Below are 18732 nucleotides of genomic sequence, written 5' to 3' on the forward strand. Positions count from 1 at the left end.
TCCTTGTCGAATGATCTGCCTAGGCTTGCCAGCCCGTTACGCAGCGGTAGACGCTACTGCTGCGTGCCGAACATTGCCGTCCAGTAAATCCCTGCGTCACTTTTCGGGTCCATCGCGTAGGCTGCGCCCAACTCGCGGAAATCCGGATTCATCAGGTTGGCGCAATGGCCCGGGCTCAGCAGCCAGCCATCCACCACCTTGCGCGCACTGTCCTGACCGGCGGCAATGTTCTCCCCCACCTGCTGCCCCACATACCCGGCCAATTCGGCGCGGTCGCCAGGTGTACGGCCGTCACGATCCTTGTGGTCAAAAAAGTTTTGATTGGCCATCGCCTGGGAATGACGTTGCGCAGCGGTCCCCAGCACCAGGTTCCAGGCCAGCGGTGTGGTTGCGGCGAAGGATTGTGTGCCGCACTGACGTGCCTGAGTGCGGGCATTGTTGATCATGTCCAGAATTTTTTGCCCCTCTGCCTGCCAGTCGCCAAGACGCGACGCGACCAGCGAACGCGCCAGCACGATACGCCAGTCTCGTCCTTCACGGCTGACCCCGATATCGACGAACTGCGGGTCCAGCACCACACGGCAAAAACTCTCCAGAACCGCCTTGAGTGCAGCGTCTGCATTGTTCGGACCGGACAGGCTTATCGCCTGCACAGTGACCATCGGATAGGAAGCACGCGTCAGCGCCTGTTGCAGGTCCAGATTGCCACTGGCCGGCAGCACCAGACGCGCGTCGCTGGTCAGCGGCTGCAGTTCCATGGACACCTGCTCGCCGCAGCGCTGTGCCTGGCTGCGATAGGCATTGAGGGATTCGATCAGTTGCGTTTCGTCGCCAGCCAGCGCAGCACTGGCGAACACGCCAGGGCACAGCACGGCCAGAAAGGATATCGACACTCGCGGGAGCGACAGGCGCAGAAGGTAATGAATGACAGGCATGAAAAGTCTCTCTCGGGCTGAGTCCGCCTATGATGCGCGAAATGACCCGGTCGGGCGCAACGCCTTTTTTATGCCTGACCGGAATTTCACTACCGATCGGGCCCAGACGCGCGCCAGACAATGCCCCGTGAGGGCGACTTACAGCTTGAAGTTGGCAACCAGTGAGTTGAACGAGGTGGCCAGTCGCGACAGTTCCTGACTGGACGCGCTGGTCTGGTTGGCACCGGCAGCGCTCTGGGTCGACAGGTCCTGAATGTTGATCAGGTTACGGTCTACCTCGCGGGCCACCTGGGCCTGCTCTTCCGAGGCAGAGGCAATGACCAGATTGCGCTCATTGATGGTGGCTACACCCAGGGTGATTTTCTCCAGCGCCGCGCCCGCCCGCTGAGCCAGTTCCTGCGTGTTGGTGGCCAGCGACAGGCTCTTGCCCATCGCCGCAACTGCGCCGTCGGCGCCCGACTGCACGGTGCTGATCATGCCTTCGATTTCCACTGTCGATGCCTGAGTACGGTGCGCCAAAGCCCGAACCTCGTCAGCCACCACCGCAAAACCACGCCCCTGTTCACCAGCACGCGCAGCTTCAATGGCGGCGTTCAAGGCCAGCAGGTTAGTCTGTTCGGCGATACTGCGAATCACGTCAAGCACCTTGCTGATTTCCCGCACATGCCCGGCCAGCTCGGATACAGCGCCGGTGGATGCGGTGATCTCGTGAACCATGGTGGTGATGCCCTTGACTGTGTGATCGACCTGACCACGGCCATCGACAGCATCGTCTGTCGCAGACTTCGACGCTTCGGACGTGGACACCGCGTTGCGCGCCACTTCTTCCACTGCGGCGGTCATCTGATTGACAGCCGTTGCCGCCTGCTGGATTTCGTCGTTCTGGCGAGTCAGCCCGCGGGTGCTTTCATCGGTGACGGCGCTCAGTTCTTCGGCAGCGGAAGCCAGCTGGTCCGAGGCACTGGCAATCTGTTGAATAGTATTTTTCAGACCGTTTTGCATATCGGAGAGCGCGTTCAACAGTTGTCCGGCTTCATCGCCACTGTTAGAAACAATAGGCTGAGTCAGGTCACCGCCCGCAATGCGCTGAGCACTGGCGACTGCGACGGCCAAAGGACGGGTGATCATGCGGGTAATCAGTACGCCCAGCATGATGGCCACCAGAAAGGCAATCACCACGCCAATCTCCAGCATCAATACCGAATTGGCCTTCAGATCGGCAGCAGCGGCTGCGCCTTCCTTGATCTGACGGTTGTTGGAATCGATCATGGTGCGCATGTAACTGCGCACCTTGGTAAAGCTTTCCGAGGACAGGCTGTTCAACTGGGTCCGGGCAGCCGGGTAATTACCCGCCTTCATCAGGTCGACAACCTGTTGAGAGCCCGAAACGTAAGCGGGCAGCATCAGTTCCAACTGGTCCCCGGCGGCGCGTTCGTCATCTTCCAGAGGCGTGGCACGATAGATCGCAAACACTTTTTGCGCACGGGCCAGGTCATCACCCAATGCCTGACGAACTCGATCCTTGTCCGTTTCGGAGACACCGCCATCCTGCGCATCCAGCAAACGGTAAAGCCCGCGGTTGTGAGCGGTGAAGCTGGTCAGCGCTTCATTGGTGTTGCCAACCGAGACCAGATTGTTGGAGAAGGTCAGCTCAAGGGCGTTGGCCAGGCGGGTCACGCCCACCATCCCCAGAGCGCCGACGGCCAGCGTAATCAATGCACAGATGATGAAAGCAGAGAGCAGCTTGGTGGAGAATTTGGACTGACGCAGGACGTTCATGGGGCTTACCTGTTGCTGAATGAGGAGTGGTGTCAGTGCCGAAATGAGGTGATCAAACAGCGATGATGTCATAATGACTTCACCTCATTTGGATCGTTCCACAACCTCTTCTTTTTTCGATAGAAAAGACTTTGGCAGTCGCACTTGTGCGGCCAACGCTCTCTATCGGTCCTGCCTCATTGCGTTCTTTGTCAGTGCAGGCGCGAAGTTTTTGACGCGTCGTCTGCCAACTCATTGTTGCCAAGACGTTGCTCGGCGAACGTTCTCGCTTCAAGGGTCATACGGTCCAGATGGCGATCGCGTTGCTTTTCCGCATCGACCATCGCGCTGTTGCCGTGCTGTTTGAGCAGGTAAGCGTGAATCTGCCGCACTTCCACCGAGTTGTAGATCGGCGCGATATCCATGACCGCAAGCAAGCCGTCAGTACCGTGATCACGCGTGTTCATGATGACCTGCGGACCACGCGCACCCAGCACTTGAAAGCCCATTGCCTCGAAATACGCGACTTTGCCGACCACGCAATACAGCTCTGCGTGCGGATAGCGACTGGTCATTTTCTCCAGCATCGAGCGTGCGATGCCCTGACGACGGTGGCTGTCGCGCACCGCCATGTAGGCTACGGCGCAGGCTTGCGGATCATCCTGGACAGGCATGTACAGCAAAAAACCCAATACGGTTTCGGGGTCTTCATCGTCCAGTGCGACGATCAGCTCCACGGTCAGCTGCTGCGAACCGTCCATGGCATTCAGGTACAAATGCACCTCGTAGCCCACGCCGTACTGGTAAAGGTTGTACAGCGGGTTGCTCGGCGCAATGGCCACCAGGCTGATGTCCGTCACGTAGTCGACAACCATCTGCTGGATCTGGGCACGGATGAATTCCGGCGGCGGGGTGTGTAGCAGCATGATCGTCGGCATGGGACAAGGGGCTCCATTTAATAGGTGTGTCTGTACAGGACGTGGCCACATGATAGCGCGTCGAAGCATTCAGGACCGATATTGTCATATTGCCAGCATCCAGCAGCGCGCCAACTTAGTTGCAACTTATACGATGACTTAAAAAAAGAATGTCAAATAGCCACCCACCTGAACGATGATCCTAACTACCAGTACGATCGTACCAACCCACTCGACAGCGACCTGACGGGAGCCAGACAACAAAGCTGATAATGATTCACATCTACCTGATAGAGGGGCAAGACAGTAAGTTTAATGACTGTCGACATTCAATAAAAATCCATTTATTTCAGAGGGATGCTGAACTAGAGAAAACTCGGATATATAACTTGATCCACAACGTCTGAACGGGCATCAATGCACCAGGCGAATTCAGTGCAAACATTCTTTACCGGGTCTACCTTTTGCCTGAGTATTTATCTCAATCACCCCGATACATTTTTATAATCACCGCATTTCCCTCACGCGCCTAAGATAATCCGGCCTACTAAAAATATGAGGGATTCAAAATGCCGTTATTAAACTGGTCCAGACACATGGTGTGTCTAACTGCAGCCGGTCTGATTACTATTCCGACCGCTTATGCAGCCGATACCCTGACCCGCGACAATGGCGCCGTCGTTGGAGACAATCAGAATTCTCAGACCGCAGGCGCCGAAGGGCCTGTCCTGCTGCAAGACGTGCAGCTGCTGCAAAAGCTGCAGCGCTTTGATCGCGAACGCATTCCTGAGCGCGTCGTGCATGCCCGTGGCACTGGCGTCAAAGGCGAGTTCACGGCCTCCGCCGACATCAGCGACCTGAGCAAGGCGACCGTTTTCAAATCCGGCGAGAAGACCCCGGTATTTGTACGCTTCTCCTCCGTGGTTCACGGCAATCACTCGCCTGAAACCCTGCGCGACCCGCACGGCTTCGCCACCAAGTTCTACACGGCTGACGGTAACTGGGACCTGGTCGGCAACAACTTCCCGACCTTTTTCATTCGTGACGCCATCAAGTTCCCGGACATGGTCCACGCGTTCAAACCTGACCCGCGTACCAATCTGGATAACGATTCGCGTCGCTTCGACTTCTTCTCCCACGTACCGGAAGCCACCCGTACGCTGACCCTGTTGTATTCAAACGAGGGCACCCCAGCGGGCTATCGCTTCATGGACGGCAACGGTGTACACGCCTACAAACTGGTCAACGCCAAGGGCGAAGTGCACTACGTCAAGTTCCACTGGAAATCCCTGCAGGGCCTCAAGAACCTTGATCCCAAGGAAGTCGCTCAGGTCCAGTCCAAGGACTACAGCCACCTGACCAACGATCTGGTCGGCGCGATCAAAAAGGGTGACTTCCCGAAATGGGACTTGTACGTTCAGGTCCTGAAGCCTGAAGAGCTGGCGAAATTCGACTTCGACCCACTGGACGCTACCAAGATCTGGCCGGATGTTCCCGAGAAGAAGATCGGGCAGATGGTCTTGAACAAGAACGTCGATAACTACTTCCAGGAAACCGAGCAGGTCGCCATGGCCCCGGCCAACCTGGTGCCAGGTATCGAACCTTCCGAGGACCGTCTGCTGCAAGGCCGTGTGTTCTCCTACGCTGACACGCAGATGTATCGCCTTGGCGCCAACGGCCTGAGCCTGCCCGTCAACCAGCCAAAAGTTGCGGTCAACAACGGCAATCAGGACGGTGCGCTGAATACCGGTCACACCACCAGCGGCGTCAACTATGAGCCGAGCCGTCTGGAACCGCGTCCAGCGGATGACAAGGCGCGCTACAGCCAGCTGCCGCTCAGTGGCACTACCCAGCAGGCGAAGATCACGCGTGAGCAGAACTTCAAGCAGGCGGGTGATCTGTATCGCTCCTACAGCGCGAAAGAGAAGACTGACCTGGTACAGAGCTTTGGCGAGTCGCTGGCCGACACTGACACTGAAAGCAAGAACATCATGCTGTCGTACCTGTACAAGGCAGATCCGGACTACGGCACTCGGGTAGCCGAAGTCGCCAAAGGCGATCTGAGCAAGGTCAAGTCCCTGGCTGCAAGCCTCAAGGACTGATGATCTGATACCCCGTCCCGGTGCTTTGTCGCCGGGACGGTTCCCGTCAGGAGAACGCCCATGAAACATCTGATCTATGGCTTGCTGCTGTTTGCCGCAGCCGCAAGCGCCACACCGCCGACATCGACACCCACCCCCACTTCACCGCCTTCAGAGCTGAGCGCCGAACAGACTGCCAGCCAACTGCGCACGCTGTTTTTCGACGCCTCCCGTGAAGGCAACAACCCGATGCTGGACACGTTTATCGAGGCTCATTACGACCTCAACATCCGTGACGAACAAGGCTATACCGGTCTGATTCTGGCGGCCTATCACGGCCATGAGGATTCGGTGATACGCCTGATAGACGCCGGAGCGGACCCATGCGCCAAGGACAATCGCGGCAATACGGCGCTGATGGGTGCGATTTTCAAAGGTGAACTGAGCATCGCCAAGCGTCTGGTGCAGGCAGATTGTGGTGCGAACCTCACCAACAATGCCGGACAGACTGCGGCCATGTACGCCGCCTTGTTCAAACGCACTGAAGTGCTCAAGGAGCTGACCGACAAGGGCGCAGACCTGAGCATTCGTGACAGCATGGGCAATGACGTAGAAGGCTTGTCCAAGGGTGAATTCCAGGCGCCGCCTGTCCGCTGACGGCGGCTGGAATCAGTCTTCGCGCTCGATCATTTCGTAGATGCGGCTGGCAAACGCTTCCATGGTGAAGGGTTTGGTGAGCACCCACATCCCCGGATCCAGATGGCCGTTGCCAATGATGGCGTTCTCTGCGTAACCCGTAATGAACAGCACTTTGAGGTCGGGTCGAATGATGCGCGCCGCATCGGCCAATTGCCGGCCATTCATGCCACCCGGCAACCCGACGTCGGTCACCAGCAGGTCGATACGCGCATCGGACTCCAGCACCTTGAGCGCAGATGCGCCTTCGCCCGCCTCGATCGGAATGTAGCCCTGGTCCTCCAGTACTTCGGCCACCAGCATGCGGATGGTCGGCTCATCGTCGACAATCATCACGGTGCGCTCGGTCTGTACCGACGTCGATTCAGAGGCATCCGCAGACTCGATCTCTTCCGGCGCCCCAAGGTAATGACGCGGCAGGTACAGGCACATGTTCGTGCCCTGATCAGGCTCGGAATAAATGCGCACCTGGCCGCCGGACTGGCGCACGAAACCGTACACCATCGACAACCCCAGCCCCGTGCCCTGCCCCAGCGGCTTGGTGGTAAAGAAAGGATCGAATGCCCGATTGATGACCTCGGGCGACATGCCTGTGCCGGTGTCGCTGACACACAACGACAGGTACTGCCCGGGGATCAGATCGCGGCTTTGCGAACCACGCTCGTCAATCCAGCGGTTGGCTGTCTCGATGGTAATCCGCCCGCCTCGCGGCATGGCGTCCCTGGCGTTGATGCACAGGTTCAACAAGGCATTTTCCAGCTGCGGTGCATCGATGAACGTTGACCACAATCCGACCGAGGTCACCACCTCCACGGTGATGTGCGGCCCGACCGTGCGCCGAATCAGTTCTTCCATGCCGATGACCAACCGGTTGACGTCGACCGGCTTGGGGTCCAGGGTCTGCCGACGCGAAAACGCCAGCAATCGATGAGTCAGTGACGCCGCACGTTTGGAAGCATCCTGCGCAGCCCCTATGTAGCGGTCCAGTTCATTGAAACGACCCTGGCTCACCCGCGTCTTGAGCAGTTCCAGCGAGCCCGTGATGCCGGTCAACAGGTTGTTGAAGTCGTGGGCGATACCGCCAGTCAACTGGCCTACGGCTTCCATCTTCTGCGACTGGCGCAAGGCTTCTTCAGCCTGGCTCAGGCGCTTCTGCTCGCGCAGCCGCTCGCTGACATCGTAGGCAAACAGGTAAGCGCCAATGGCCTGCCCCTGAGCATTGCGCAGCGTGCTGTAACGTATTTCAAAATGGCTGGCCGGATCGTTCGAGTCGCTGAAGCTGACGCTTTCGGCGAACTCCTCGCCCGCTAACGCACGCGTCCAGCGCCGTTCAAGATCAGCCTTGCTCTGCGGCCGGTCGTCGAGCAGGTCGAGCATACTGTCACCCACTTGCGGCCGGACGCCGAACAGGCGCTCGAACTCGCGCAGGGCAGCGCCATTGATAGCCATCCAGCGAAAATTGCAGTCGACGACATGAATGATCGCATTGGTGCCGTTGACGACATCGGCCAGCACATTGCGCTCGGCCACGGCTTCGACAATGCGCGCCTCCAGTGTTTCGTTCAGTTGCTTGAGCGCCAGCTCGGCGCGCTTGCGTTCAGTGATGTCTTGAAACAGTACCGCGACCTGCCGGCGGCTGGCCGGCTCGATGCGAAACGCGGTCAAAGCCAGATAACGCCCGGTGGCCACCAGCTCGCGCTCGAAACGGATCGGCTTGCCGGTCCGCAACACATCGCCGTAAAACTCCACCCAGCCATCAGCCTCCTCGCGAACCATCTCGCGCAGCTTCTTGCCCACCACGTTGGAAATGCCGGCGTGGTACTCGTAGGCCGGGTTGGCTTCGACGTGAATGTAATCGCTCAGCGGACCGTGCGGCCCGTCAAAGAACTCAATGATGCAAAAGCCTTCATCCATCGCGTTGAACAGAAAACGATAACGCTCTTGGGATTGTGCCAGGGCGTATTCGGCCTCCCGACCGGTGACACTCAGGCTCTCTTTAAGCGAAGCGTTTTCCTGCTCCAGAGCCGCTAACCGGCTCTGGAGACGTTGTAAATCTGTCGGGGTCACAGCGGCGGCACCTGAGGTATTGGTTGTGCCGCTTTCCCGTCGTGCGGGGCGACGCGAACACGCTACGAGAAAAAACGCTCGCTTGCAAAAATAATGGCTTTTTGAGTTCAGAAATTGGTGGTTTTCGTCAAATCAGATCGAGACATGCTTTTGTGAACAGTCTTCACCAGCACAGGACCTGCCGTGCGGGATCGGTCCCATTGCGGCGCACGCTGTCAGTTCGACGCTGAGGTTGCCGCATGCAGGCGCAGCCATTGGTCTGCGACTTGCCCCATGTTCTTGGGCTCGCCATTTTTGATCCACGCCATGAATGGCCGATCGAACCTGAACGACGCCCCGCACTGCAAGGTCATGAAGCGCCTCACGTTCTGCGTGTTCCGATAGTCGTCATTCACCGGCGTGTCGCGCGTGATGAGGTCGGAGTGCCAATCGAAAGCCATGCCTGATTCCTCGTGCTGTCGGGTTGCAGACACTCTTTATAAAGGGATTCTGCTGCAGTCGCGAGACTGGAAAAGCTTGTGCCGTACAGGAAATTGCGCAAACCCGACTCACTCTCCCGCAAACGGCACCAGCGACTCAAGCAGCCACGCGCCCGCAGGCCCCAGACTGCGTTGGAACGACCAGATGACGTCCACCGCCGAGCGCCGCGGCCAGCCGGAGACTTGCAGCTCTTTCAGAAGGCCGCCCGAATAGCGCGACACCAGCCAGCGCGGTAATGCCGACCAGCCAAACCCGAACGCAGCCATGTCCATCAACAGCAGGTAATTGGGTGCCGACCAATGCCGATGGCCGCTAGTGGGCAGGTCGTCGGTGGGGATGCTGTGCTCGATCAGTGTATTGAGGCGCAAGGCGCGATAGCGGGCCAGCTGTTGGTAATCGACCCGTTCCAGTGCGGCCAGTGGATGTTTGTGCGACACGAACAGACCGAAATCGGCACTTTCCTCGATGGTCGCGTGACCGATTTCCGGTGGGTAGCTGGCTTGCGCCGACAGCAGCCCCAGTGAAGCCCTGCCCGACTGCACCAGGCTGATGGCGTCGCCATGCTCGGCGAACACGCATTCCATTTCCAGCTCTGGAAAGCGTTGATCGAGCTCGGTCATCAGCCGTTCGAAATCGGCAAACTGGTTGGCATCCGACAGCACCAGCGTCAGCCGTGGCTCGACCCCTGCCGCAAGCCGCGCAGCCGCGCGACGCAGCCGGTCCGAGGCGCACAGCAGATCATCGACACGGCCCAGCATGACCCTCCCCGCTTCGGTCAGGACCGGTTGCCTGGAAGAGCGATCGAACAGCTCCAGCCCCAGATCGATTTCCAGGCGGGCGATCGCTTCACTGATGGTCGATTGGCTCTTGCCCAGACGGCGTGCGGCCGCGCTGAACGAACCCAGCGCGGCAATCTGGGCGAAGGCTTCCAGGGCTTCTGGCGAATAACTCATAGCGCTCTCATATCGGTTTAACCGATGGTATTGATTTTCAACTTAACGTAAACACCGATGATAATACCGCCATCAATCATCACCAAGGGCAGCGTAGTCATGAGTAACAGCCAACCGCACATCGACCGGCAACCCGGCGTCGCCAGCAAAACCCTGCGTGAGCGGGCGATGCATGCCGCGCTGTTCGAGATCGGCGGTGTGATTCTGGTCGCACCACTGCTGGCCTGGCTGATGGACCAGTCGCTGGCGATGATGGGCGCCATGACGGTGATGATCTCGACCATCGCCATGCTGTGGAACATGACCTACAACGCGCTGTTCGACCGCCTGCGCAACCGCTACGGATTTACCATGAGCCTGACGGTCCGCGTCCTGCACGCAACGGGTTTCGAAGCCGGACTGATTCTGGCCGTGGTGCCGCTGGCCGCATGGTGGCTGACGATCAGCCTGATGGAAGCGTTCTGGCTGGACATCGGTCTGCTGCTGATGTTTCTGCCCTATACCCTGCTGTTCAACTGGGCTTACGACACGCTGCGTGAGCGCCTGATACAGCAACGTCTGGCGAGGTGTAAGGTGTGAGGTGTGATGCATCAGGCACACGCATACCGTGCATCAAATGTTCTCACTGGATAATCAAATCCTCGTCATTGCACACTGTCCTCTACTGACCCAGGCAAGGATACCCTTCGATGACAACTGAAGTACTCAAACTGGCCGCGTTCAGCGATGGCGATCGGGGTGGCAATCCGGCAGGTGTGTGGATTGGCGATGCGTTACCCGAGGATGCCGTCATGCAGCAGATTGCCGCCGACATCGGTTTTTCCGAAACGGCGTTCGCTGCGCCTGTCGAAGGCGGCTGGCGGGTGCGGTATTTCTCGCCGCTGGCAGAAGTACCGTTTTGCGGGCACGCGACCATCGCCCTGGGCGCAGCGCTGGCGGCGCAGCAAGGCGATGGCGTGTTTCAGCTGACACTCAATCAGGCGCAGATTACGGTCGAGGGCCACGCACAGGGCTCGCTGACGTCGGCGGCGCTGCAATCGCCACCCACGTTCAGCAAGCCGGTCAGTGTGCCGTTGCTGGAAGAAGCCCTGGCGCTGTTCGGCTATAACCATGCCGATCTGGATGAGCGCATTACCCCCGCGCATATCAATGGCGGTGCCGGGCATCTGCTGCTGGCGCTGAACAGCCGCGAAAGGCTCAAGGCCATGCGCTACGACCAGCAGACGGGTCACGACCTGATGGTCCGTGAAGGCTGGGCGACGATTCTGCTGGTGTGGGCCGAGACCGATCAGTTGTTTCACACCCGCAACCCCTTTGCGTTCGGCGGCGTCTACGAAGACCCGGCCACCGGCGCGGCCACGGCAGCGCTGGGCGGCTATCTGCGTGATATCAGCTGGCCGCATGGCGGTTTGATAGACATTATTCAGGGCGAGGACATGGGCAGCCCATCGCGCCTGCGCGCCGAAATCCCGCAGCAACCGGGAAGCTCGATCCGGGTGTCGGGGATGGCGCGCAGGTTGTAATACCGATCAGGTCCTGAGTTTGCTGCCCCCGATCGCCACGCCCACCAGCATCACGGCAACGATCATGAACGCCAGCTCAAGACTGCTGACATGGGCAATGAAACCGATTGCCGCAGGACCGATCAGAATCCCGGCGTAACCGACTGTGGTAATGGCCGGGATTGCCACGCTTTCAGGCATGGTCTTCTGCCGACCGGCTGCGCTGTAGCAGACCGGAACGATGTTCGAGCAACCCGCCCCCACCAATGCATACCCCAGCAGCGCCGCCTGCCAGAACGGGATCAATGTCGCGACGGCCAGGCCCGCTGCGGCACACAGTCCGCCGAGAATAATCACTCGGTTGGAGCCGACGCGTTTTACCACTGCATCGCCAAACAGCCGTCCAAGGGTCATGGTCGCGGCGAATACCGCGTAACCCAGCCCGGCATAGGAAGGCTCGACACCACGCAACGAGGTCAGGAATACCGCGCTCCAGTCGAGCATCGCGCCTTCGGCCAGAAATACGGTGAAGCAGAGCAGGCCAATGAACAGCACCACGCCACGCGGGATTGCAAAGGCTGGCCCATCGGCCGGACTGCCGTAAGGCAACAGATTCGGCGCCGCTTTGGCCAGCGCGACCAACGTCAGGAAGACCACGATCAGCATCGCCGTGAATGGCGAGATACCCAGGCTGAGCAAACCGGCGACGCCCGCTGCACCGACAATCCCGCCAAGGCTGAACAGGCCGTGAAACCCCGACATCATGGTCTTGCCGCTGGCGCGCTCGACAATTACCGCCTGCACGTTGGCCGTGCAGTCCACTCCGCCCATGCTCGCGCCAAACAGAAACAGCGTGGCGATCAATAGCGGCAGACTGGAAATCGTCGCCAGCAGCGGCAGGCACAGGCAGATCAACAGCGTCGAACACACCAGCAGACGCCGACAGCCAAAGCGCGCCGCCAGTGCTCCCGCCAGCGGCATCGAAATGATCGAGCCCACCCCCAGACACAGCAACAAGAGCCCAAGCGTGCCCTCATCAAGGCCCATCCGCTGTTTGACGTAAGGCACCAGCGGCGCCCACGAGGCCACGCTGAAACCGGCAATGAAAAACGCGATACGCGTCGAAGACTGCTCCGCCCGAGCCTTGGCATCCTGGGCTGCGGTGCTGAAAGAGGTCATGCATGCTCCTTGTAATTTTACCGAGTACGGTCACACCGGCCAGCGCGACAGCCTAACAAATCTGATCGGTTAGCCAAAACCTCTGATGCACTTGGAAAGGGCTCGTTCCATCGCCGTGCAGAGGCCGTCTGATTTGCAGCTTTTTGCACCTCAGGCCAGTAGACTGGCGACCACGCGCACCAGACAGGTGCGCAATCTGTCGAATCAGTTGTTGCGGAGGCCGTTGTGTACAAAGGTGTCGTGCTGTCGGTCCTGGCGTCTACGCTGTTCGGGGTCATGTATTTCTATACGTCACTGATGGCCCCGCTCGACGGCGAAGAAATCTTCGGCTGGCGCATGCTGCTCACCGTGCCCTGCGCGACGCTGTTCATGCTGGTCAGCGGTGACTGGCGGCGAGTCCGCGAAGTGGCTGTCCGACTCACGCAGCAACCGCTGCTGATCTTCGCGCTGCTGCTGTCTTCGGTGCTGCTTGGTGCGCAGTTGCTGATCTTCATGTGGGCACCGCTGCACGGGCGCAGTCTGGAGGTGTCGCTGGGCTATTTCCTGCTGCCGCTGAGCATGATTCTCACCGGCCGCGTGGTGTATGGCGAGCACCTCTCCTACTTGCAGAAAGTCGCTGCGGTGTTTGCCATGATCGGCGTGGCGCATGAGCTGTGGCGGCTGGGCAGTTTCTCCTGGGAAACCCTGCTGGTCGCGGGCGGCTATCCGCTGTACTTCGTGCTGCGTCGCACGCTCAAGACCGATCACCTCGGCGGGCTCTGGTTCGACATGCTGCTGATGCTGCCCATCGGCCTGTGGTTCATCGCCCACGGCCATCCGCAGGCCATTCAACAGACACCGCTGTTGTACCTGCTGATTCCGTTGCTCGGGGTAATCAGTGCCTCGGCGCTGGTCAGTTACATCCTTGCCAGCCGCCTGCTGCCGTTCAGCCTGTTCGGACTGCTCAGTTATGTCGAGCCGATCCTGCTGGTCGGCGTCGCCCTGCTGCTGGGCGAGAGCATCGGTCGCGATGAATGGCTGACGTACCTGCCGATCTGGATGGCCGTCGTGGTCCTGATGATCGAAGGCGCCAAGCACATGCGGGCCCAGCGCCGCCGCGATGCGAGCTAAGCGTCAGGACTCGGTGAAACGCTCCAGCTGCATTTCCTGAAGTCGACTGAGGGTGCGCCGGAAGGCAAACGACAGGTAGCCCTCGGTGTACAGCTCGTCCATCGGCACCGGCGCTTCGACATACAGCGGAATGCGCCGGTCATAGCACTCGTCGACCAGCGCGATGAAGCGCCGCACGCCATCATCGTTGGGCGACAACTGTGGCAGCTCGCGATCGCCTGCGGTCACCTGCTCGACGCCATCCTCGGTGCCGCGGGCAATTTTCGCTTCGCGCTGTGCGGCCCCCAGCAGCGGCACCTCGCTGAGCAGAATCACCGAAAAACGATCACACAAGGCGATGAAATCCATGGCCGCCAGCGGCTGTTCGCAAAGGTCGCGATAGCGGCACCACACGGCCGTGTCGGAATGCTGAACCACATTAATGCTGCGATAACCGAGCATGACCTGCGAATCGTGAACCGGCTGATCCGCGCTCAACGCTTCGAAGATGCCCTGCAAGGCGCTGGGTCGACCGGCTTCGGCAATCCAGTAGCGCTGATGCAGTTGCCCGGGGTGCAGCCGGTGATCCTCGCCGCCGTCGACGGCCACCACATCCATGTACTTCAGAATGGCCGCAACCGCTGGCAGGAAGCGCTCGCGATTGTGGCCATGGCTGTATAACTGCTCCGGTGGCTGGTTGGACGTGCAGACCAGCACCACGCCCTCTTCGAACATCACCTGCAGCAGCCCGCCGAGAATCACTGCGTCACCGATATCGGTGACAAACAGCTCATCGAAACACATCACCCGCACGTCACGCGCCAGCTCCCTGGCGACCACGGTCAGCGGCTGGGAAGTGCCCATCAACTCGAACATGCGTTTGTGCACCCAACGCATGAAGTGATGAAAATGCTGACGCCGGGCCGGTACGCTCAGGCTTTCGAAAAAGCGGTCCATCAGCCAGGTCTTGCCACGTCCGACCGGCCCCCACAGATAAACGCCACGAGCCCGACCGCGAGCGTCGGCCAGCCCCTCGTAACACGCCTGCAATTGCCGGGCGGCCTGCAACTGCGCCTGATCGGGTTGAAAACCACGCTGGACGGCACGTTCGTAGGCTTGCAGAGGAGAGACGGCATCCATCAGGCACACACCCTTCGCTATCGGAGAAAAGACATCCAGCCTATACGAGGCTGCGCCGCGCAACTCAACTCAGGCATGCTGCACGCCGGCACGCTTGAGCAATCGCTTGCAGCGCTCGGACAGGTGTACCACACGCAGATGCTTGTCCGCTTTGGCGTAGCGCTCGCGCAGGGTTTTGAGCGCAGCGATGGCCGAGTAATCGACAAAGCTCAGGTGCCGGCAGTCCAGTGTCACCTGCGCCGGGTCTTCGGCCGGGTTGAACTGGTCGAGAAACGGTGTGGTCGAGGCGAAAAACAGCGTGCCATGCAGGTGGTAGACCTTGCTGCCGTCGGCTTCGACATGGCTGTCGGCGTACAGCTCGCGAGCCTGCTGCCAGGCGAAATTGATTGCTGCAATGATAATCCCGAACAGCACTGCGGTGGCCAAATCGGTCAGCACCGTGACCACGGTCACGGCAATGATCGCCAGGACGTCGTTGACCGGCACCTTACGCAGCACGCGCAGCGAAGCCCAGGCGAAGGTCTGCTGGGCGACCACAAACATCACTCCGACCAGCGCCGCCAATGGAATGCGCTCGATCAGCGGCGAGAGGAACAGCACGAACATCAGGATCATCAACCCCGCGACCACGCCCGACAGACGACCGCGGCCGCCAGAACTCAGGTTGATCACGGTCTGACCAATCATCGCGCAGCCGCCCATGCCGCCGAAGGCACCGGAGACCACGTTGGCAGCGCCCAGCGCCACGCACTCGCGATCCGGATAACCACGGGTTTCGGTGATCTCGTCGGTCAGGTTGAGGGTCAGCAGGGTTTCCAGCAGACCGACCAGCGCCATCAGGATCGCGTAAGGCGCGATGATGCGCAGCGTCTCCAGATTCCACGGAATGTCCGGCATGGCGAATACCGGCAAGCCACCGGCGATGTGCGCCATGTCGCCCAGGGTGCGGGTCGGCAGGCCGAGCAGGTAGACCGCCAGCCCGACGCTGAGGATAGCCACCAGCGCTGGCGGCACAATGCGGGTCAAGCGTGGCAACAGGTAGACAATCGCCATGGTCAGCGCCACCAGCCCGAGCATCACGTACAGCGGCGTACCGCTGAGCCATGATTCACCCAACTTGAAGTGCTCCAGTTGCGCCATCGCGATGACGATCGCCAGGCCGTTGACGAAGCCCAGCATCACCGGATAAGGCACCAGCCGCACCAGTTTGCCGAGCCGCAGCAAGCCGAACAGGATCATGATCAGACCGCCCAGCAATACGGTCGCCAGCAAATACTGCACACCCTGCTGAACCACCAGCGCGACGATCACCACCGCCATGGAACCGGCCGCACCGGACACCATGCCCGGACGCCCGCCGAACAGCGCGGTCAGGGTACAGATGATGAACGCACCGTAGAGCCCCATCAGCGGATTGAGATGGGCGACCAGCGCAAAGGCGATGCACTCGGGCACCAATGCAAAAGATGTGGTGAGGCCTGCCAGGACTTCGGCACGTATACGGATCGTTTTCATGGGTTACCTGAGCGGCGCTCCATGGAGGAAGCGCAAAAAAGGGGGCATATTACGCAAACCTTTGACGACCGACCACCACGGTGGGGCTTCCAGGAAAGCTCTCTGATGATCGGCCCATGCCCCAAAACAACAAGGAATAATCCAATGCAATGGAATGGAGCGCTGCTCTGCACAGGACTTCTGCTGTTCAATGCGGTGGCTGTTGCCGACGATGACACAGCGTCTGTCGACGCATTCGTGCAGGCAGAAGCCAGCAAAGTGATGCAGGAAAATCATATCGCGGGCCTGTCGATCGCCGTTACTCGCCAGGGCAAACAGCAGTTCTACACCTATGGCGTCGCATCAAAAGCCACCGGCCAGCCAGTCACCCGCGATACGCTGTTTGAACTCGGCTCGATCAGCAAGACCTTCACCGCCACCCTCGCTACCTGGGCGCAGGCCAATGGGCAGCTGTCGCTGACGCAAAGCATCGACAGCTATATTCCGCAGTTACAGGCCACGCGGCTGGGCAAGGTGCCGGTTTTCCATCTGGGCACCCACACGGCTGGCGGCTTCCCGCTTCAGGTGCCGGATAAAGTGCAAAACACCCGCCAGTTGATGGAATATTTCAAGGCCTGGCAGCCCGACTATCTGCCCGGCACCCATCGCACCTACGCCAACCCCAGTGTGGGCCTGCTCGGCATGGTTGCGGCGCGCAGCATGAAACTGCCTTATGAACAGGCTCTGCAGCAGCGGCTGTTTCCGGCGCTGGGTCTGAGTAATACCTATATCAACGTGCCCGATGAAAAACAGGCGCTGTATGCGCAGGGCTACAACAAACTCGACGAGCCGGTCAGGGTCAATCCAGGTCCACTGGCGGCTGAAGCCTACGGGGTGAAATCGAGCAGCAGCGACTTGCTACGCTTTGTCGAAGCGAACATCGGGCTCGGTCAAAACGACGCCGCGCTGCAAAAAGCCCTGCGCGATACCCGGACCGGCTATTTCAAGGTCGGCGGCATGACTCAGGACCTGATCTGGGAGCAGTATCCGCTGCCGGTTCATCTGGAAACGCTGCTTGAGGGCAATGCCAGCGCCATGCTGAACACGGTCAAAACCGAAATGATCGAGCCACCGCAGGCAGCGCAATCTTCGGTCTGGGTCAACAAAACCGGATCAACCAACGGTTTCGGCGGCTATGTGGCGTTCATTCCGGAGCAGCAGTTGGGGATTGCCATCCTCGCCAACAAAAACTACCCGAACGAGGAGCGGGTGAAACTGGCCTATCGAATTCTGCAGAAAATGGGCTGCTGCTCAACGCCCTGAAAACAGTCCTGCCCCCTCGGCCGCTTCGATTTCAAGCAGCTTGCGCTTGCGCTCGACGCCCCAGCGGTAGCCCGACAACGATCCATCGCTGCGCACCACGCGGTGGCAGGGAATGGCCACTGCGAGCTTATTCGCACCGCAGGCATTGGCAACCGCACGGACTGCACTGGGCAGTCCTATCTGCGTCGCGATCTGCGTGTAGGTGGCCGTCGATCCGGCAGGAATGTCCCTGAGCGCCTGCCAGACCCGCTCCTGAAACACCGTGCCGCGGATATCCAGTGGCAGCGCCAGGCCGGTCGCGGGTGATTCGACAAAACCCACGACCTCGGCAACCAGTTGTTCGAACGCTGCGTCTGCGCCGATCAGGTTGGCGTTGGGAAACTGGTCCTGGAAAGCTTCGATCAGCGCATGCGGGTCATCACCGAGCGAAATTGCACAGATGCCCTTGCTGCTCGTAGCTACCAGAATCGAACCCAGCGAACTTTCACCCAGAGCGAACCTGATATCGACATTGGTCCCGCCTGCGCGGTATTCGGAAGGTTTCATGCCAAGCATGTTCTGCGATGCCTCATAGAACCGACTGTTGGCGTTGTAGCCCGCCTCGTACAACGCACGGGTAATGCTGACGTCCTGTGAGAGCTGGACTTTCACCCGCGAGCGTAACGAGGCAACACTGTAGGCCTTGGGCGTCAGCCCGGTCAGCCTTTTGAAAATACGGTGAAAATGAAAACCGCTCATCCCGACCTGCTCCGCGAGCTCGGTCAGAGTGGGCATCGATTCGGCGGCATCGATCAGTCTGCAAGCCTGGGCGACGGCTTGCGCGTGCTTGAGCTGCAGCGCATGTGAATCGCCGGCATTGCGCAGGGACGGGCGAAACCCGGCGGCCTCGGCGTCGTGTGCACTATCAAAAAACACCACGTTTTCCGGACGCGGCAGCCGGGTCGGGCTGCACGGGTTGCAATAGATGCCAGTGGTCAGCACGCCGTAAACGAAGGCAGCGCCAGCGTCTGAACGCCGATTGACCAGGATGTCCCAGCGCGGATCGTCTTCAGTGCGCAGGGCGCGTGCCGGTTGAGTGCGTTCTGTGCTGTCCATGGTCGAGCCCGCCTTGAGTTTCG

The 18732-nt window shown here is 59.8% G+C and carries 16 protein-coding genes; 6 read left to right on the forward strand and 10 right to left on the reverse strand.

Features of this window, described 5'->3' with window-relative positions:
- Positions 1–53: 53 nt before the first annotated feature.
- The 3 genes from JOE39_RS10540 to JOE39_RS10550 all read right to left on the reverse strand — a co-directional run bounded on the left by JOE39_RS10540 (position 54) and on the right by JOE39_RS10550 (position 3631).
- Positions 54–935 carry a CAP domain-containing protein gene (locus tag JOE39_RS10540; RefSeq protein ID WP_210077390.1) on the reverse strand — a complete coding sequence of 294 codons (882 nt, stop codon included), beginning with the start codon at positions 933–935 and terminating at the stop codon, positions 54–56.
- A gap of 138 nt (positions 936–1073) precedes the next feature.
- A complete protein-coding gene (locus tag JOE39_RS10545) occupies positions 1074–2714 on the reverse strand; it encodes a methyl-accepting chemotaxis protein (protein WP_074908613.1) in 1641 nt (546 codons plus the stop codon).
- Between the two features lie 191 nt (positions 2715–2905).
- Positions 2906–3631 (reverse strand): GNAT family N-acetyltransferase, encoded by a 726-nt coding sequence (locus JOE39_RS10550; protein ID WP_046265841.1) that lies wholly within the window; start codon positions 3629–3631, stop codon positions 2906–2908.
- A 575-nt stretch (positions 3632–4206) separates the two neighbouring features.
- Between JOE39_RS10550 and katB the strand changes: the two genes are divergently transcribed.
- On the forward strand, positions 4207–5712 hold the full coding sequence (gene katB, locus JOE39_RS10555; protein WP_003344123.1) for a catalase KatB: 1506 nt from the start codon (positions 4207–4209) through the stop codon (positions 5710–5712).
- Between the two features lie 60 nt (positions 5713–5772).
- The gene (locus tag JOE39_RS10560; protein ID WP_046265840.1) at positions 5773–6348 is read left to right on the forward strand and encodes an ankyrin repeat domain-containing protein; all 576 of its coding nucleotides are present in this window, start codon (positions 5773–5775) and stop codon (positions 6346–6348) included.
- Positions 6349–6360: 12 nt separating this feature from the next.
- Here the strand turns inward: JOE39_RS10560 and JOE39_RS10565 are convergent, their stop codons facing one another.
- From JOE39_RS10565 to JOE39_RS10575, 3 genes are all read right to left on the reverse strand, one after another.
- Entirely contained in the window at positions 6361–8454 is a 2094-nt protein-coding gene (locus tag JOE39_RS10565) for a PAS domain-containing protein (RefSeq protein ID WP_024662305.1), read from the reverse strand.
- A gap of 215 nt (positions 8455–8669) precedes the next feature.
- Positions 8670–8894, reverse strand: a complete 225-nt coding sequence (locus JOE39_RS10570; protein ID WP_003391466.1) for a DUF6434 domain-containing protein — start codon at positions 8892–8894, stop codon at positions 8670–8672.
- A 108-nt stretch (positions 8895–9002) separates the two neighbouring features.
- A complete protein-coding gene (locus JOE39_RS10575; RefSeq protein ID WP_024649341.1) occupies positions 9003–9887 on the reverse strand; it encodes a LysR family transcriptional regulator in 885 nt (294 codons plus the stop codon).
- Positions 9888–9986: 99 nt separating this feature from the next.
- On the opposite strand from JOE39_RS10575, the gene JOE39_RS10580 reads away from it, so the two are divergent.
- On the forward strand, positions 9987–10466 hold the full coding sequence (locus JOE39_RS10580; RefSeq protein ID WP_096113153.1) for a multidrug/biocide efflux PACE transporter: 480 nt from the start codon (positions 9987–9989) through the stop codon (positions 10464–10466).
- A 110-nt stretch (positions 10467–10576) separates the two neighbouring features.
- The gene (locus JOE39_RS10585) at positions 10577–11410 is read left to right on the forward strand and encodes a PhzF family phenazine biosynthesis protein (RefSeq protein WP_096113154.1); all 834 of its coding nucleotides are present in this window, start codon (positions 10577–10579) and stop codon (positions 11408–11410) included.
- 6 nt (positions 11411–11416) lie between these two features.
- On the opposite strand, the gene JOE39_RS10590 is transcribed toward JOE39_RS10585, so the two are convergent.
- Positions 11417–12568, reverse strand: coding sequence for an MFS transporter (locus JOE39_RS10590; RefSeq protein ID WP_003391460.1), 1152 nt, complete (start codon positions 12566–12568; stop codon positions 11417–11419).
- Between the two features lie 225 nt (positions 12569–12793).
- Between JOE39_RS10590 and rarD the strand changes: the two genes are divergently transcribed.
- The gene (gene rarD / locus JOE39_RS10595; RefSeq protein WP_096113155.1) at positions 12794–13678 is read left to right on the forward strand and encodes an EamA family transporter RarD; all 885 of its coding nucleotides are present in this window, start codon (positions 12794–12796) and stop codon (positions 13676–13678) included.
- A gap of 3 nt (positions 13679–13681) precedes the next feature.
- Here the strand turns inward: rarD and zapE are convergent, their stop codons facing one another.
- Positions 13682–14797, reverse strand: coding sequence for a cell division protein ZapE (gene zapE, locus JOE39_RS10600; RefSeq protein ID WP_003427223.1), 1116 nt, complete (start codon positions 14795–14797; stop codon positions 13682–13684).
- A gap of 69 nt (positions 14798–14866) precedes the next feature.
- Entirely contained in the window at positions 14867–16312 is a 1446-nt protein-coding gene (locus JOE39_RS10605; protein ID WP_046265837.1) for a SulP family inorganic anion transporter, read from the reverse strand.
- Positions 16313–16456: 144 nt separating this feature from the next.
- On the opposite strand from JOE39_RS10605, the gene ampC reads away from it, so the two are divergent.
- Entirely contained in the window at positions 16457–17614 is a 1158-nt protein-coding gene (ampC, locus tag JOE39_RS10610; protein WP_003427227.1) for a class C beta-lactamase, read from the forward strand.
- On the opposite strand, the gene ada is transcribed toward ampC, so the two are convergent.
- Positions 17603–18709 carry a bifunctional DNA-binding transcriptional regulator/O6-methylguanine-DNA methyltransferase Ada gene (gene ada / locus JOE39_RS10615; RefSeq protein ID WP_183132938.1) on the reverse strand — a complete coding sequence of 369 codons (1107 nt, stop codon included), beginning with the start codon at positions 18707–18709 and terminating at the stop codon, positions 17603–17605. The genes ampC and ada overlap by 12 nt on opposite strands.
- Positions 18710–18732: the final 23 nt, after the last annotated feature.

The organism is Pseudomonas sp. PvP100, from assembly GCF_017833055.1.
Classification (GTDB): domain Bacteria; phylum Pseudomonadota; class Gammaproteobacteria; order Pseudomonadales; family Pseudomonadaceae; genus Aquipseudomonas; species Aquipseudomonas syringae.